The organism is Candidatus Cardinium hertigii (assembly GCF_003788695.1).
In genome coordinates, this window is record NZ_RARA01000018.1 from 22,032 (window position 1) to 39,240 (window position 17,209).

Sequence of the window (17,209 nt, forward strand, 5' to 3'; positions counted from 1 at the left end):
TTTATCCATTTTAAAAAAACTGCTTCTTTTAAAGCTACTTTTACTTTTTTTGCTTGATCAAAAAATGTAGCCAAAAAAATCAAGCGCTAATGAAAAAACTATACCCCTGTTCCGTTTCGGGATTCAGCGTGCTTGGGGCCCCCATGATGTATGTACATACAATCATGGGGTGAACGCACATAGTACGTACTTATGCTGCGTGCGCTTCACCCTCGCGCGCTTTGCGAGCTTCCCAAATCCATTGCGTAACCGTACTCTTCGTCTTTGAAAAGCTGGCTGTGTTCCGCTTCAGGATTCAGCGTACTCACATAGTTCTACTATGCTGCGTGCGCTTCACCCTCGCGCGCCTTGCCAGCTTCCCAAATCCATTGCGTAACCGTAGGAGTGAGATTTGATTTTCGGTTTGTTTTCTATTTCTTGGTACAGTTTTTTCAAGGCGCATTCCTGTTTGTAATGATATCTTTACCATGGTTATGAACGGACACTTTGTTTTAGGTACATATAGAACGTTAGTCCTATTTATATAAAAAACGTTAGCCCTACACTTAGGAATCAATTTGTGCCTGATTAGATCAGGACAATACATTAGATAAACCATGTACTTTGCTTATTGAATTGTTATTTAACATATTCCCATACTTCTTAAGTACATATTTTTTAATAAAATTCAAAATGATATTTATGTTTTTTAATACAAAATATTTTTTTTATGAAATATTTTTATAAAATCACTGAACTGAATAAAGTCTATTTAGCGCAATGCCCCTTTACCGGATGATATTGTTCTACCCCCACACCAAACTCATGGAGAAAATCTAATCCTTCTTCCACATCGATATTTTTATAGGCTGCGTAAGAATCTTTGTAAATAACTTTTTGGATACCTACACTAAATATAATGCGTGCACAAGATAGACAGGGGGAGAGCGTAATGTAAAGAATGGCATTTTTGACGTTGGCATGATTGTTTAATGCATACATAATAGCATTTTGTTCTGCATGAATAGCCAGCCAACAGCGACCTCCTATACGCTTAGCACAACCCGTTTTAGGCCATATTTCATCGCAATTATAGGTACCTGCTGGGGGGCCATTATATCCTATTGAAATAATACGGGTATCTTTTGTTAATACAGCGCCTACTTGTTTTTTAACGCAGTGTGAGCGTTGGGCTAACTCAATAGCCAATAACATGAAGATATCATTGAATGACGGTTTTTGCATCATTTGTGTAGATGTTACAGGTGTAAATGGCTCTAAATTTAACGAAAAAGTTTCAATGTGCATTATACATATCTTATCATCTTATGTATATTTCCCGTATGCGTAATTTTTATAGGGTCGTGTTATGGTGATTATATGCTTAAGTTGATACAAAAAATTAGTGTTTTTCCCTAGTTTCTGCGTAAATTCAGAACGGATTGTAATTTTTTCTGTTAGATATTTGCTGGCAACAGATGTTGCTAGCGTAGCCGATAGATGAAAATCCATCTCTAATCATCTTTTTTAATTTTTTTATTTCGTAAAAAATAATGTCCCATACTGGCAAAGTTATTCAAATTATAGGTCCCGTAATTGACGTTAGGTTTGACGAGGAGGCCGTTTTACCTAATATATTGAATGCATTGCATATAAAGACCCTTACTGGGAAATTGATTACGCTAGAATGCCAACAGCATCTTGGAGAGCATTGTGTGCGAACTATTGCCATGGAAAGCACAGAAGGGCTTACGCGAGGTTTAGAAGTAACAGATTCAGGAGCGCCTATTCAAGTACCGGTAGGCGATCTGGTGCGTGGGCGTCTTTTTAATGTGGTAGGAACTGCTATAGATGGCATGGAGCAGCCCAAAACTGATCAAAAGTTGCCGATTCATAGAGCTGCTCCAGCTTTTGATCAACTTTCTTCTACGACAGAAATTCTCTATACTGGCATCAAGGTAATTGACCTACTGGCTCCTTATGTTAAGGGTGGTAAAATCGGATTGTTTGGCGGTGCGGGGGTAGGTAAAACGGTTTTGATCATGGAGCTTATTGATAACATTGCTAAATCCTATAATGGGCTTTCCGTATTTGCTGGTGTAGGGGAAAGAACACGTGAGGGCAATGACCTATTACGAGAAATGATTGCAGCTGGCGTTATCGATTATGGTAAAGCATTTGTGCGTGCTATGGAACAAGGAGATTGGGACCTTAGTAAGGTAGATTATGAAGCATTAAAAATGTCTCAGGCAACACTTGTATTTGGGCAAATGAATGAACCCCCTGGGGCAAGGGCTAGGGTAGCGCTTACAGGACTTTCTATTGCGGAATATTTCCGTGACAATGGTGAAGATGGGATGGGGCAAGACATTCTATTTTTTATTGATAATATTTTTCGGTTCACCCAAGCAGGTGCAGAAATTTCTGCCTTATTAGGAAGGATGCCTTCTGCCGTAGGCTATCAACCAACCTTAGCCACAGAAATGGGTGCAATGCAAGAACGCATTACTTCTGTTAAACATGGTTCTATTACCTCTATTCAAGCTGTTTATGTGCCGGCGGATGATTTAACCGATCCTGCTCCTGCTACTACTTTTACCCATTTAGATACTATTACCGTACTTTCTAGAAGAATAGCTGCGCTTGGTATTTATCCGGCAGTGGATCCTTTAGAATCATCTTCTAGGGTATTAAATTCCGAAGTTTTAGGGCACATACATTATGATACCGCACAAAAAGTAAAGAGAATGCTCCAACGTTATAAGGAATTGCAGGATATTATAGCTATCTTAGGTATGGATGAGCTCTCAGAGGAAGATACACAAACGGTTTACCGTGCTAGAAAAGTACAACGATTTTTATCTCAGCCATTTAATGTAGCAGAAATATTTACAGGTATGAAGGGGGAGCTCGTTTCTATAGAAGATACCATTAAAGGATTTAATATGATTATGGATGGAGAGATAGACCATCTTCCTGAGATGGCTTTTAATTTAGTGGGCAATATTGAACAAGCCATTAAAAAGGGAGAGAAACTTCTTTCAGAGAGCAACTAAACCCTGCCTAATACTTGCTGTTTGGTCTGTTTAATATTTTTTTGTAAATTCACGCTAGCTTGTATTGCCCATTCAGGTAATAACAGGTCGAGAATAAGGTGACAATAGTAAAATAAATAAATAATAAATAGACGAGGCGTTTCGTATTATTTTATTTATGAATATCATATCATGAATATTATATCATAATATGGTATATAATTAATTTAAATAGTATATCCGTTCAGTGGTGTGGCCAATTAGAAATAGCGCAATAATGCAAGATCAAAAAAATGCGCCTTGAACAAAGCTGTGATTAGAAAAATTCAGTCTGATAGCTAGTAGAAAATCAGCCTGTTTGAGCCCAAGGCTGTAAGGCCTGGGCGAGTTCTGATTTTCAGCTTACAGACTGAATTTTTCAACGGCTTTGTTCACCAGCGCTTGATTTTTTTTGGCTACTTTTTTTGATCAAGCAAAAAAAGTAGCTGTAAAATAAGTAGTTTTTTAAAAAAATGGATAAAATCCATCAATAATCTATAAAATATGGCTACCACGTAAGTGAACGGATACTTTAAATATTAAATATTAATCAATAACTTTAAGTTAATAACTTAAATTTCTAAACTTGTACTGTAATGAATTATAAATTTTTATCCGCATTGACGCTTGCTGTCTGTATGTATACCGGTGTAAAAGCTGACCCTAATAAGACTATTATAGTGAACGAAGCAGCTAAAACAGCGGAATCTGTTTTAAAAATTGGATATGTAGATGTTAGTTATATTTTCGAAAACCTGCCAGAATTTAAAAAAAGTCATGCTAATCTGCAGAGTTTTAGGCATCAATTAGAGAATCAGCTTCAAACCAAATTTAAAGAATATCAAGAAAAAACTGAATCCGCTCAGCAGCAGTATGATACGCTTACGGAAGCTCAAAAAAAACAGAAATCTGCGGAGATAAGTAAATTACAATTCGCTATCCAGAAACTTGAGCAAGAGCAGTATAGTAAATTTGAAGAAAAGCAGCTAGAGCTAATGAAGCCGCTCCATGATCGGCTACAAGAGGTGATTAATAAAATTGCCGAGGAGTATAACTATACCTTTATTTTAAACAAAAAAATAGATATTGCGCCTATAGTGTATTTTGCTCAAAAAACGTTTGATATTTCTGAATTGGTGTTAGAAAGGCTTAAAGCCATGGCTCCTGAGGAGATAAAGCCTCCTGTAATAGGTCCTAAAAATAATGCAGATGCTAAAGTTCCCGCTAAGGTGCCTGCTGCTAAGCCTGCTGCTAAATCCCCTACTGGTGTGAAGAAGAAATAAAAGGGATCCCTCTCTTGTGCCTTTTGGCAATAAGAGAGGTTTTTTGTTTATCTAGGGATGGTGCGTTTGAATAAGCTAGCTGCTTATGGATTTTTGTTGATAGCTGCATATTTGATTATGCGTAATTGTGGTTCTGAAAAGAAAACGCAAGATCCGCAGCAGTCTTCTTTTATTGCCCGTGTGGGTAATCAATATTTGTATGCATCGGATCTAGCGGCGTTAGATATTGCGCATATGGAAGCTTCTGATAAGTCGACTTTTCTTAACCAATATGTGGAAGAGTGGGCTTTTAAACAGCTCCTTATTGCGCAAGGCAGTAAAGAATTCCCATCTGTTCAGTCTTCTATAGAAAGCAAAATAAACACATACAAAAATGACCTGCTTGCGCAGCATTTTCTAGAAATATTTGTAGAACGTGCGTTTAATAATGAGGTATCACCTGCGGAAATAGCAGATTATTACGAAAAGCATAAGCGAAAAGATTTTATACTCAATCATGATATAGTAAAAGGCATCTTTTTAGCAATTCCCAAGCGCGCAGCTGGTATTAATTCCGTAAAGTCCCTTATGTTATCAAAAAAACCTTCAGATCAAAAAAAAATACAAGCGTATTGTAAACCTTATGCCAATACTACCATATTAGCGGCTGATAAATGGTTTGCATGGGAAGCTGTTTTAGCTAAAATTGGCCATCCCCCCCTTGGAGATTATGGAGCTAATAGTACTAGATTGTTAAAAACAAATAAATTTATCCATGTTGCTGCTCGAAAATATCTTTATCTATTAAGAATAGATCAGTATAAAACAGCATCCGAGATTACTCCTTTAGAAATGGTAGAGGAACGGATTCGGGCTATTATATTACACAAAAGAAGATTGGCATTAGTAACCAAAATAAAGCATAACTTTTTACAAAATGCTAAAAACAATCATACCTGCCTTATCCAGGCTAACTAAAAAAGCGATTCAGTATATTTTTATACTTTTTTTTTGTAGGCTACCTGTAGCTAGTACCAACGGTGCACCGTTATTATTAGATAAAGTAATAGCAACTGTAGATCAGGAGTTAATTTTGCATTCCGAATTAGAAGAAATATGCAAGCAATTGGCTTTAGAAGGAAAGGTAGTAGATACGTCTGTTAAGATGAAGTTATTACGTGAATTGGTTCTAAATAAGATTTTTTTAGCTAAAGCTGCTTTAAATAATGTAAAAATTTCCAAACCCCAAAAGGCACTTATGCAACGAGAATGCGATTTTAAAATCGCCTATTGGGTACAACGAATGGGTTCTGAAAAAAAGCTTACTGAGCATTTTCATCAATCCATTTACAATATTAAAAGAGAACTAAAACGCAATAAAAAAGCACAGTATTTAGCTGTATCGGTACAGCAAAATCTTACCCAACATGTAGTGGTTACGCCAGCAGAGGTAAAAGCTTATTTTGATAGCCTGCCCTCACACAAGCGTCTGTATTATCCCGATTCTTTTGAAATTCGTCAGCTTGTAATCTATCCTAAAGTAGTGCCAGCTAGAAAAGAAGAGGCCAAAGAAAAACTTTTACGTTTAAAAAAGTTGCTAGTAGATGGTAACGTTACTTTCTCAGAATTGGCGAAGAAATATTCGGATGATGCCGAATCAGCCGCTAGAGGAGGCGAGATAGACTGGGCTCCTTTGGGTTTATTCGATCCAGCTTATGAAGCAGCAGCGCTGGCGCTAAAAGTTGGCGAAATCAGTGATCCCATAGAAACTAAGTTTGGGTTACATCTTATAGAGTTAATAGATCGTAATAAAGATCAGTATCGTACGCGTCATATATTACAGATGGTGCAGCCAACTCATGAAGAAATTGCACTTGCTCAAGTTACATTAGCTCAAATTAGAGAAAAAATAATCAATAAAACACTGACTATTGAAGAAGCTATAGATAAATATTCAGAAGATCCAGAGACCCGTTTGGAGGGAGGATTAATTACTGCTAATAACCAGGGAGGAGGGATGCCTAGTGTACTGCTCTCTGCCGAAGAATTGCCCCAAGAAGTTTATTTTGCTATTGATGGCCTACAAGAAGGAGAGATAAGCCAACCTCAATATATGGGTACACACCATCAGTCAGGATGGAGATTGCTCTATATTAAGCAAAAAATAGAGGCTCATCTAATGAATCTTACCCAGGATTACGAAAAGATACACCTCCATTTACTGCAAGTAAAAAAGGAGGAAGCGATCCGTAAATGGATTCAAACAGCTAAGTCAGAATTCGTAATTAATTTTGCTTCAGAATATCAGGCAGTAGAGCAGTTGCTTTGATATGCTTTTGGGAGGGTCAACACTATGCTAAAATACTATCGTGCAACTGTTAGGGGTAGGAAGATTTTGCATAATCTTTCAATTTTGGTATATTCGTAGGTATTTAAAGGAATATATAAACATGTCAAGAATTTGTGATATAACAGGGAAAAAGCCCATTGTAGGGAATAATGTATCCCATGCAAATAATAAAACCAAGAGATGGTTTTATCCAAATTTGCAAAGGAAAAATTTTTATATTCCGGAGGAAGATATTTGGGTTCCACTAAAAGTTTGCACTTCTGTTATCCGTACGATCAACAAAAAAGGAATTAGTGCGGTATTAAAAGAAGCCAAACAAAAAGGGACTTTATCAAAGCAATACCATTGGTTGGTCTAATAAGTTGGGCTAGTTAATGGGTTTGATAAGAAAGTCTGGTAGTTGGTTTGATAAGAAAAAGCCTTGGTGCATCGCAAGAAAATAGTGAAAAAAGATGGCAAAGAAAAAAGGTGGTAGGGTTCAAGTAATATTAGAATGCACAGAGCATAAAAATAGTGGAATGGCTGGTATGTCGCGATATTGTACTGAAAAGAACAGAACTACTACCACAGCAAGACTGGAATTAAGAAAATATAATCCTGTACTTAAGCGGCATACCCTTCATAAGGAAATTAAATAATTATATAAACATTATGGCAAAGAAAGTGGTTGCAACCCTTTCTAAGGGGGGGGCTGGAAAATTGACCAAATTGATTCAAGTAAAAAAATCAACCAAAACGGGTGCTTACATCTTTCGCAGTAGGATTGTACCGCCTGAAATGGTCACGGAAATTTTATCGATAAAAGCATAATATAGCAGATTCCTGTTAGCCCTTATAAGTTGAAAGGCAGAATGTGTATAACTTTTTGTTCTTTTTGCTATAATCTATAAAATACGGCTGCCACGCAAGTGAACGGATATATCTATCCAGCTATATGTATAGAAAAATAAAGAAAGTTACTTGCAATGGGTATTTTTGATTTTTTGTCTAAGGCCATCAAGCCTACAGAAGATTTAGCAGAGGAACGCTCTAAAGCTCCTGAATCTTTTTGGGGAAAGTTCTCTAAAATTATTGCTGGTAAAACAACCGTTGATAGTGACGTACTGGATAGGTTAGAAGAATTGCTGATTAGCTCAGATGTTGGGGTACCTACAACGATCAAAATTATAGGTGCTATAGAGCAACGTATAGCGCGGGATAAATACCTTACCACAAATGAGCTAAACCGGGTTTTACGATTTGAGGCTGAGAAGCTTTTACATATTTCACCTGCTTTGGAAGTAGGTATTACGCATTCCGCAGCTCAAAGTCATCCCCATGTAATACTTGTGGTAGGCGTCAATGGTGTAGGTAAAACTACCACTATTGGCAAGCTTGCTGCACAGTTTGTAGCCGAAGGGAAAAAAGTTATGCTGGGAGCTGCAGATACCTTTCGTGCGGCAGCTATAGAGCAGCTTACTATTTGGGGAAATCGTGTGGGAGCAGTAGTAGTGTCAAAAGCGATGCAGGCTGATCCTTCTTCAGTAGCACATGAAGCTGTACAGCAGGGAATTCGAAATGGTGTACATGTTATCATTATAGATACGGCTGGTCGGCTACACACAAAAGTGCACCTTGTAAATGAGTTAGCCAAAGTTAAGCGAACGATTCAAAAGTGTCTTCCTGGCGCTCCGCATGAGGTTTTGTTAGTGCTGGATGGTACTACTGGACAGAATGCTTTTCTTCAAACAGAGGCTTTTACTGCTGTGGTGCAAGTAACGGGCATTGTAGTTACTAAACTAGATGGAACCTCTAAGGGAGGAATGATACTTGGCATAGTAGATCAGTTTTCCATTCCCGTTACCTATATTGGAATAGGAGAAAAAGCAGAAGACTTAATACCATTTGATGCGCATACGTTTATTGATGTTTTGTTTCAAAAATGGTAAACTTTTCATCTTTTCTTTATCCATGAACGCCATCTCATTTGAAAAAGACGAAAAAAGCTCTCTCCTGCAATTTTTAAATCCATTTTGGATATCCCTCGTACCCTATTTGTAAAAGTAATAGGCAATTCTACTAGCTTAGCTCCCTGGTGATGTGCCCAAAACTTCATTTCTATTTGAAAACTATATCCTACAGAAGCTATACGTTGTAACAAAATATCTTCTAGCAGCGCCCGTCGATAGCAAATAAATCCGGCTGTAGCATCTTTAACAGGCAGGTTCGTGATACATCTAGCTATCCAGTTAGCTAGACGGGATAACAAGATTCGATCATATGGCCAATTTACCACATGCCCATCTGCAATATAACGGGACCCAATGATAATATCTAAGTTATGCTTGGCGCACATGGTTAACAATCGAAACAAGTCAGCAGGCGCATGAGAAAAATCAGCATCCATACTGCATATATAATCATAATCATATGCCAATGTCCAAGTAAATCCAGCTAGATAAGCCCGGCCTAATCCCTCCTTTTCGGGTCGGCTCAAAAGATGCAATTGATTGACATAACGTAGCTGTAGGCTTTTTACCACATCAGCTGTACCATCGGGAGAAGTGTCATCTACTACTAATACGTGCCATCCCATTTTCAAATCAAAAATAGCCGAGAGTAAGCTTTTTATATTGTCGCGTTCATTATAAGTAGGTATGACGACTATTGCATGGAGGGCATTTGACATTTCTATCTAAATAATATATTATATATTTTCAGACGCTTTTGTAGCCTCCATAGACTTTTTATGCAAAAAATAATCATACAACTGTTTAGCCTTGGCTGGACCGGTGACTTGAGCTAGTTGCTCTAAAGAACTAGCTTGAATGGTATTGGGACTACCCAATTGCTGCAATAATTTAGCTAATGTTTTAGGGCCAATACCAGAAATATCCTCCCACTCACTATGCAATATGGCTTTGCTACGTTTATTTCTATGGAATGCAATAGCAAAACGATGGGCTTCATTTCTCAGCTGTTGCAGTAATGTAAGCGAAAGAGATGATTTATTTAAATACAAAGGCAACGTATCATTGGGAAAATAAAGCTCCTCTAGGCGCTTGGCCATGCCAATAATAGCGATTTTTCCATAAAGACCTATCTCCTGCAATGCCAAAACAGCAGCATTGAGCTGTCCCTTTCCACCATCCACTACAATTAAATTGGGGAGCACCTCTTGTGCTTTTACCAAATGGCTATAACGGCGCTTTATCACTTCATACATAGAGGCACAATCATTAGGCCCTACTATGGTTTTAATATTATATTGCCGATAGTCTTTTTTTGACGGTCTACCATCTTTAAAACAAACCATAGCCGCCACTGGATGGTGACCTTGTATATTGGAATTATCAAAACATTCTATCCAATCAGGGGAAGTTTTTAGTTTTAAATCATGCTGTAATTGTAAGAGCATGATATTAGGTCTGCCCTGGAAGTGGGATTTTTTATATAAAAAATCTTTTTTACACAATAATGCATTTTGCAGAGCCAGTTCTACCAATTTTCGTTTATCCCCAATTTTAGGCATAGTTATCGAAAAAGGGCCTATATTCAGGTCAATGGGGATATTGACCAACACTTCTGGAGCGGTACTATTACTGCAAAAACGGAGGGAGCAAACTACTAAAGGTATTAAATCCCTATCTTCTTCTTCCAATTTTTTGGTAATCACGCGGTGTTGGGTAAAAGAAATAGCCCCCTGTTTAATGTGCAAATAGCCTACAAAGGCATGGCTTTCATCCGAAATCATGGCTACTATATCTAAATCTCCAACGAGCGGATTGATCACCAAAGATTTCGACTGATACTGATCCAGTATCATTAATTTTTCCTTGAAAGCTTGTGCCTCCTTATACGCAAGTAGTTGTGCAGCTGCCTGCATCTTTTCTTTTAACACTTTTTTTATAGAAGCAAAATTATTTTTAAGCAATTCTTCTATCTGTGCTATCTCTTTTTGATAGCTGGTTACATCTTGAAAAGCCTGACACGGTCCTTTACAATGGCCCAAATGGTAATCTAAACAAACCTTAAATTTATTTTTAGCTATGTTTATGTCTGAGAGATTATAATTACAGGTACGGAACGTAAAGAGCTTTTTGATTACCTCTAATGTTTGTCTAATGGAGGAGGAGCTGGTAAAGGGACCATAGTATTTTCCTAGAGAAGGGACTGTTTTACGTGTAATAATCAGTTTAGGGAATCGATCTTTCGTAATACATAAATAGGGATAGGTTTTACCATCTTTTAGTAATATATTATACCGAGGCTGTAACGATTTTATTAGGTTATTTTCTAAAAGAAGTGCTTCATATTCAGAGTTTACAACGGTATAAACCATAGTGGCAATATGGGTAATCATACGTTCTGTTTTAAAATTATATAACTTGCTGGTAGCAAAATAATCCGCCACTCTTTTTTTTATATTTTTTGCTTTACCCACATAAATAACTTCCTCTTTATTATTATAGAAAGTATAAATACCCGGTAGTGCAGGCAAGTACTGTATATCGGCTAGCGTATAACGTGGTATTTCCATAGCATAAAGCTACAAAATCCTGCGCATACAAGGTATACTGATAACGTTCCATCAACATCAACCATACCTTGAGACCGTTGCAATAGCAAAAAAAAATTTAATAAAATAAACAAACGTCTACCTAGCCATTACTAAGAAGTCTTTAAAAGTACACAAAAATAATATTTTAGTACATTTAACGCACAAATATGTACAAATCACATCTAGATTTCTATAAAAAATACGTTGCAATTTTTCTATAGCAACTTCCTCACGCTGATTTATTTGCTTGGAATAAAAAAATAACGTATACTACGTATACAATTAAAGGGTCATAGCATCTGGCCATTTATGGTTGTTTTTTATATTTTATTTTATTATTTCTCAAAGCACTTTAAATCAAAGCATTTTAAACACTTTAAATTTAAATAATATGTTTTTTACAAAAAGGTTAAAAGTTAAAAGCAAAGGCATATCCTTACCTATTAAATTATACATAGGAGGAGGCGTATTGACTATTACACAAGCATGTGCAAATCACAAACAGCATTTACACACTAGTATTGCTGACATACGCATCGGCACCAGATCCTGTGGCGGTATGACCGTACAAATTAGGCCAACACAATTGGCTACGAGAGATAGTCAGAATAAACTACAAAATATTCTTATACAATATTTTGGCGAAAAATCTGATGAGGAGCGTGAAAAATTTGCTCATACACTTCTTGAAAAACTAACGGAATACTGCACCGTTAGTAAGGAAATCGATGCATTCATAGTCGAAAAAAGAATTACAGCTAATGATGTGGGATTCCCTATACACAATAACAAAACCAGCATACAACTCGAGAAGGCTCACAAATGGCTATCAGAGCAAGACTTAAAGAAAGTAATAGGCCATATTATAGCTGGTAAGTTTTATCAGGGATTAGAAAATACTGTTGCGCCTGATGCATTTCCAGTTTTAGGATCACCTATTGAGGAATCATTTTATGGTAATGAAGTTGCGTCAATTAGTTCTATTTTGCTTGCTAGCATAGTTACCATATGTGGAGAAACATTAGTTGATATCCCAGGCAGTGCTGCATTTCATCCTTTCTTCAAGAAAGATTTTAAGCTTCCAGCTGAGCTATTGGAAAGAATAAAAGAGACCTCCTATCCTTTCGTTTCTGAAAAAGGTATGTGGCTATTTGGAGATTTCCAATTTGGAGGACACCGTCGTTTTGAAGAACAGTCGCTGTTTGGTCCAGAAGATGCTAGTAGCAGTGTAGCTAAAGCTATAGGTCTTGAGTTTTTCATAAAAGATGGATCAGAAGGAGCAGGTCAAAAGTTTGCTACAATTAATGCGATTAAATCATATACCGATAAGAAATTACAATGTGAATTTGACTGGGAACCAGTTACTTCCTTAAGCGTGAATCAAGACAAGTCTGTGAATGCTGAAGAGATGAAGAAAATCAAACCCGGTGATGTTTTCGTTGCAAGAGGAAGGATGAAAATATTTGCCACCAGCCCTGATGCGGAAGGAAAAGGTGTTAGTTTTCAATATACTAGATCCATAGATAAAGGTGATTTTCCTAATAAATCAGGAGGTGGTGTTGATGATTATTCATTATATGAAGATATAGAAAAATTAGAAAAATTAGGAAAAGACGAGGAAGCGTATATTTTTCGCCCTAATAATAACCAGTTAGAGAATGAGTATTCTTTACTTAATGTTATCCAAGACATTGATAAACAGTATGCTATTGAGTTTCCCCACGGTCCAGAAGATGGGAAAATAACTTTGCAGGATTTTAGGATTAAGGTGTTAAATCTGTTGAAATCTACTTAACTGATCAGGAATAAACAGTAGTCTACTATAGTCTAAGCACTTTCAAATATATCGTTAATATAGCAAAGGATATTTCCTGTTACTTTTTGCTTGCTTAAGCAAGCAAAAAGTAACAGGAAAATTTATCATAACGAGTAGCAATGCGCTACACTGTTTAAGTATAGCGAAAAAATTTTATGTTCATATATTAGGGTTTGTCAAGAAATATAAATAGAAAATTTCTTGGCAAGCCCTAATAAACTTGCTAAACCTAGCGTTTTTATATTTTTTATCGTAAACTGCACTTCTTAGAGGATGCGGTAATCCCCACATGCGTTAAATAAAATAAATAAGGATTTTCACTTTTGAACACCAATAAATAATTAGCATAATTACAATTAAAAAACTATAGAATTACAATTTCATGAGAAAAAGTAAATATATATTGAATTAGCGCTTATTTGGTTAGTGGATGTGCAAAACATATTTTAAGTGTTGGTTCAGACTATCCATATAGGGAGTTGGAAGGATCTTCTTATGCTTATGCAAACAACCATGAACACCAAACAGAGGAAGAAAAGAAGCAACTTCTGCAAGCATTATTTGATATATTAGAACGCAACCCTCCTATTTCATTTATAGCTGATTTAGAATAATTTAGATGGATATTGCGAAATAATAGGTCTCTTCCAATTAATGATATTAACATGCGTCACAAGACCCTGTTGCAAATAGCAGTAAGTCGTAACGCGACCGAGTATGTAACAGAACTACTAAGCTATCCTGGAATAGACGTAACGGATACTGTTTTATCTTTATTATGCGTTGGGGGTCATGAAGAAAACGAGCTGGATTGTCTTAAATATTTTATAAATGTTGTCAAAGAGCATAACCCTAATAAACTAAGGCTTATCCTTGATACACGCGATGAACAAGGTAATACACCATTACATATGGTAGCAAAACATAAGCGTAATTTGGGTGACGAATTTGCAGTGGCGTTACTGTTAGACAACATACAGGATAATACTGTTTATCTTGATATCAATGCTCAAAATAACCAAGGGCTAACAGCATTACATATAGCCATACAAACAAATAATTATGAGGTCATGGATATCTTAATTCAGGCTGGAGCAGATATCAATCATACAGAATGTAGCAAATGTAAAAAAAATATCCTATTCTAATTGGTTATCAATAATAGTTAAACCTTAAGTTGACGCCATTGACTGAACAGATACCTTATGCTAATCTTAACCCTTATCCCTTATCCTAACCCTCTTGAGGCTTAGGGTAGATATACATCAAATAGATGCTGAAAGAAAGTAATGGATCTCTTTTCTTTGGACAAGCCAGGTATTGGTGGCAATGTTTTCAAATGATTGCGATGCTGAAATTGTAAATCTTCTATAGCTCTTTTGGTTGTTTTCCCTTGGTAAGCCTTTTGCCATTTTTCTGCTATCAACGCAGCAAATTCAGAATGAATCCTAGCGATATTTTGTTGACATTTACAACCTATTCCTTCTAACCGTACCCTGTATGCTGTGTGATGCAAACGATTATAATCTGCTACGACCTTATTGAGTATACCTTGAGAAGAAAGTGTCTGGCGTTCAATATATGGATTATTGGTTACATACAGTATTACAAACTCTTTTTTATCGCCATATGTACCAGCACCTATACGTTCCATAAATGCTATGGCGGCATCACGTGCCGTAGTGGCAGTAGTAGGCCTTTTATAGCGATCTGTTGCTGTATCAATAACTTGAACACTTTTTGTATCAAAAAAAGTAGCTATTACATTTTGTACCATCACTGTTTCGGTCAGTTTCCTACTTTTCCCCTTAGCATAGTTGGGATATACCCTACCTGGAAAACGACCTGGCGGACATGCTTCCTGGTTTGTATACTGTATGAATGGAGACAATGGATCCAGCCTAATATTACATTGTGCTCCTAATTTTAATATATAGGCTTTCCCCTCTTCTATACGTGCGTTATTGTCTTCTACCAGTGAAGTAAAATCTAGCGTATCTACATCAGTATGGGTCTTATAGGCTTCTATTAGTTTATCTTGTATTAGAGGAGTAACTCCATCTAAATTAGCAAATAATTCACGATTTCCTGCTAATACTAGCACATCCCCATGTATATGAAGCGTATACCTTAACAAAGCATAATAATAATCTACCATACGTGTTATAAGGCTAAAACGAGAGGCACCAGCAATCCAAACGCTATCATAATCTTTATGCAGGGGCACTTCACGATCTATGAGGCGTAGTATCCTTGCATTATCTACATATGCTTGTTGGTAACATTGCATCCAGTTTTCTGTGCATAATGTATTTCGCTCTTGACCAGGCGCACGGCCAAATGCATTTTGAGCGGTATACAGAATAAAATCTAGCATATCCTCTGTATCTAATATGGTTTGTTTTCCAAGATTTTTACGTAATATTTTAGCTATAAACTGGTTAGGATCTCTTTGGTTGGCTTTAGATTGCTGCATAGAAAAAGATAGCTGCTTAAAAGCCAGTTCTGGCTGCTGGATACCCAACCCAATAAGCGTACGCCATAGTTGTTCATCGGTAAAATAACCTGCCATTTGCAATTGTTTAAGCAATGCTTCCTGCTGGTCTGCTGCACTTACATGTACATTCGCTTTTTCGTATCCATTAAACCCTAATTGGCTAGCAGCTAATTCAAAATTAGATGGCGCAGTGGATTGGGTATAACCATTATATATACAATACGTCGTAGGGAATACAGTTGCCACAATAATGGCCATTAGCCTGCGTATCATATAGTTCATAACTTTTTATTTAACTTTTTATGTTTTTTACAGTTTTGTGCTATGTTGAATGGTGCTAATTAATAAAATATTCGTTATATTTGCAACAGAAACTGAGCTATTTCTACGGAAGCTTCCTTACTGCCCAATAACTGTTTAAGTTCTTGATAATAAGCTTTTTGCTTAGTCGAAACACGTTCTATTAACAGTTCAGTTAAAGTGGCATACAACTGTTGTTCTGTTAAAACATCCTGTATAAGCTCTGGAACAGCTGTTCTGTTTAGCAGTAGGTTCACCAAAGAAATGTAAGGTACTGATAATATACGTTTATATAAGCAATAGGTCAAACAGCTGACTTTATAAACTACGATTTGTGGGACATTCCACAAAGCTGTTTCCAACGTAGCAGTACCAGAAGCCACAATTGCTGCCTGCGCTATCGCCAATAAATCATAGGTTTGATCATAAACCATTCGAATGGAAGAGGGAATTGCTTTATACAATAGGCTGGGCAGATGCGTTAAACCCGCCACTACCAATTGATAAGAAGAAAAATACGCTGCCTGACTGGCCATAATGGGCAATATGCGTTTAACTTCATCTATTCTACTACCTGGTAGTAAAGCTATAATGGGTCTTTTGTCTAATCCATGGGCTGCTGCAAAATTAGCATTGACAACATGCCTGGCCACTTTTTGAACCAGCGGGTTCCCTACATACTCAATAGCATTATAACCATACGCCTGGTAAGAAGCTACTTCAAAAGGCAGTACAGAAAATATCTGTTTTATATTTTTTTGTATCCTTGTAATCCTTGGTTTGCGATAGGCCCAGATCTTAGGTGGTATATAAGAATATACAGGAAAACCATGCTGTTTAGCAAAGCTAGCCAAACGCATATTGAAACTACCAAAATCTATTAAAATTAGAAGATCTGGCTGATAACGCAATAAACCCTGCTTACAAAATGTAAGCCATTGCCATAGTTTATATATATGCTCTATAAAATCCAATCCCATGGAAGCCACAATTGTAGTATAGAGACAACAAGGCTTACCCATGGCTTTTTCCATAGCAGTTCCTCCACAAGCCCAAAAATCAGCAGCTGGATCTAGTTTTTTAAGCTGTATAATTAAATCAGCGCCATGCATATCCCCTGAATGTTCTCCTGCTACTATATAATACCGCATAAGTGATCCAATAGAATTTTAATTTTTACCCGCGTACTGGTATTTTTAAACCACATTTTAATGCTACAGCTCTTTCAGAAAAAAATACATAGCAAATATACTGAATTCCTAAAAACCCATTCTTGAAAATTATTTACAGATTGAAAATTAGCATTTTAAAAAATCTGCCTAATAAAAAAAGCTAAAAAGGCTATCGCTTTTTTTAAAGCGCTCAGTGTTTTTGATCAAAGCAAAAAAGCA

The 17,209-nt window shown here is 36.6% G+C and carries 16 protein-coding genes; 11 read left to right on the top strand and 5 right to left on the bottom strand.

Going from position 1 to position 17,209, the window contains the following annotated elements; genetic code table 11:
- Positions 1-747: 747 nt before the first annotated feature.
- Positions 748-1,224, bottom strand: coding sequence for a deoxycytidylate deaminase (locus EDM02_RS01195; RefSeq protein ID WP_123662468.1), 477 nt, complete (start codon positions 1,222-1,224; stop codon positions 748-750).
- A 308-nt stretch (positions 1,225-1,532) separates the two neighbouring features.
- Here EDM02_RS01195 and atpD point away from each other — a divergent pair, with 308 nt between their 5' ends.
- The 8 genes from atpD to ftsY all read left to right on the top strand — a co-directional run bounded on the left by atpD (position 1,533) and on the right by ftsY (position 8,593).
- Positions 1,533-3,035 (top strand): F0F1 ATP synthase subunit beta, encoded by a 1,503-nt coding sequence (atpD, locus tag EDM02_RS01200; RefSeq protein WP_123662436.1) that lies wholly within the window; start codon positions 1,533-1,535, stop codon positions 3,033-3,035.
- Positions 3,036-3,649: 614 nt separating this feature from the next.
- On the top strand, positions 3,650-4,336 hold the full coding sequence (locus tag EDM02_RS01205; protein WP_123662438.1) for an OmpH/Skp family outer membrane protein: 687 nt from the start codon (positions 3,650-3,652) through the stop codon (positions 4,334-4,336).
- A 57-nt stretch (positions 4,337-4,393) separates the two neighbouring features.
- The gene (locus tag EDM02_RS01210) at positions 4,394-5,293 is read left to right on the top strand and encodes a hypothetical protein (protein ID WP_123662439.1); all 900 of its coding nucleotides are present in this window, start codon (positions 4,394-4,396) and stop codon (positions 5,291-5,293) included.
- Positions 5,253-6,644, top strand: a complete 1,392-nt coding sequence (locus EDM02_RS01215; protein WP_123662441.1) for a peptidylprolyl isomerase — start codon at positions 5,253-5,255, stop codon at positions 6,642-6,644. Before EDM02_RS01210 ends, EDM02_RS01215 begins: the two co-directional genes overlap by 41 nt.
- A 121-nt stretch (positions 6,645-6,765) precedes the next feature.
- Positions 6,766-7,023 carry a 50S ribosomal protein L28 gene (gene rpmB, locus EDM02_RS01220; RefSeq protein WP_123662443.1) on the top strand — a complete coding sequence of 86 codons (258 nt, stop codon included), beginning with the start codon at positions 6,766-6,768 and terminating at the stop codon, positions 7,021-7,023.
- Between the two features lie 94 nt (positions 7,024-7,117).
- Positions 7,118-7,303 (top strand): 50S ribosomal protein L33, encoded by a 186-nt coding sequence (gene rpmG / locus EDM02_RS01225; RefSeq protein ID WP_123662445.1) that lies wholly within the window; start codon positions 7,118-7,120, stop codon positions 7,301-7,303.
- Positions 7,304-7,316: 13 nt separating this feature from the next.
- Positions 7,317-7,475 (top strand): DUF4295 family protein, encoded by a 159-nt coding sequence (locus tag EDM02_RS01230; RefSeq protein ID WP_123662447.1) that lies wholly within the window; start codon positions 7,317-7,319, stop codon positions 7,473-7,475.
- A gap of 155 nt (positions 7,476-7,630) precedes the next feature.
- Positions 7,631-8,593, top strand: coding sequence for a signal recognition particle-docking protein FtsY (gene ftsY, locus EDM02_RS01235; protein WP_123662449.1), 963 nt, complete (start codon positions 7,631-7,633; stop codon positions 8,591-8,593).
- 5 nt (positions 8,594-8,598) lie between these two features.
- Here ftsY and EDM02_RS01240 read toward each other — a convergent pair whose 3' ends face one another.
- On the bottom strand, positions 8,599-9,333 hold the full coding sequence (locus EDM02_RS01240; protein WP_123662451.1) for a polyprenol monophosphomannose synthase: 735 nt from the start codon (positions 9,331-9,333) through the stop codon (positions 8,599-8,601).
- An 18-nt stretch (positions 9,334-9,351) separates the two neighbouring features.
- Positions 9,352-11,184, bottom strand: a complete 1,833-nt coding sequence (gene uvrC / locus EDM02_RS01245; RefSeq protein WP_123662452.1) for an excinuclease ABC subunit UvrC — start codon at positions 11,182-11,184, stop codon at positions 9,352-9,354.
- Positions 11,185-11,518: 334 nt separating this feature from the next.
- Between uvrC and EDM02_RS01250 the strand changes: the two genes are divergently transcribed.
- The 3 genes from EDM02_RS01250 (at position 11,519) to EDM02_RS01260 (ending at position 14,169) form a co-directional block, all read left to right on the top strand.
- Entirely contained in the window at positions 11,519-13,000 is a 1,482-nt protein-coding gene (locus EDM02_RS01250; protein ID WP_123662454.1) for an RP439 family protein, read from the top strand.
- A 500-nt stretch (positions 13,001-13,500) separates the two neighbouring features.
- On the top strand, positions 13,501-13,635 hold the full coding sequence (locus EDM02_RS05905; protein ID WP_260214963.1) for a hypothetical protein: 135 nt from the start codon (positions 13,501-13,503) through the stop codon (positions 13,633-13,635).
- A 51-nt stretch (positions 13,636-13,686) separates the two neighbouring features.
- On the top strand, positions 13,687-14,169 hold the full coding sequence (locus EDM02_RS01260; protein ID WP_123662458.1) for an ankyrin repeat domain-containing protein: 483 nt from the start codon (positions 13,687-13,689) through the stop codon (positions 14,167-14,169).
- 101 nt (positions 14,170-14,270) lie between these two features.
- On the opposite strand, the gene EDM02_RS01265 is transcribed toward EDM02_RS01260, so the two are convergent.
- Positions 14,271-15,800, bottom strand: coding sequence for a hypothetical protein (locus EDM02_RS01265; RefSeq protein ID WP_123662460.1), 1,530 nt, complete (start codon positions 15,798-15,800; stop codon positions 14,271-14,273).
- 74 nt (positions 15,801-15,874) lie between these two features.
- Positions 15,875-16,969: a lipid-A-disaccharide synthase gene (gene lpxB / locus EDM02_RS01270; protein ID WP_123662462.1), complete on the bottom strand. Its 1,095-nt coding sequence runs from the start codon at positions 16,967-16,969 to the stop codon at positions 15,875-15,877.
- Positions 16,970-17,209: the final 240 nt, after the last annotated feature.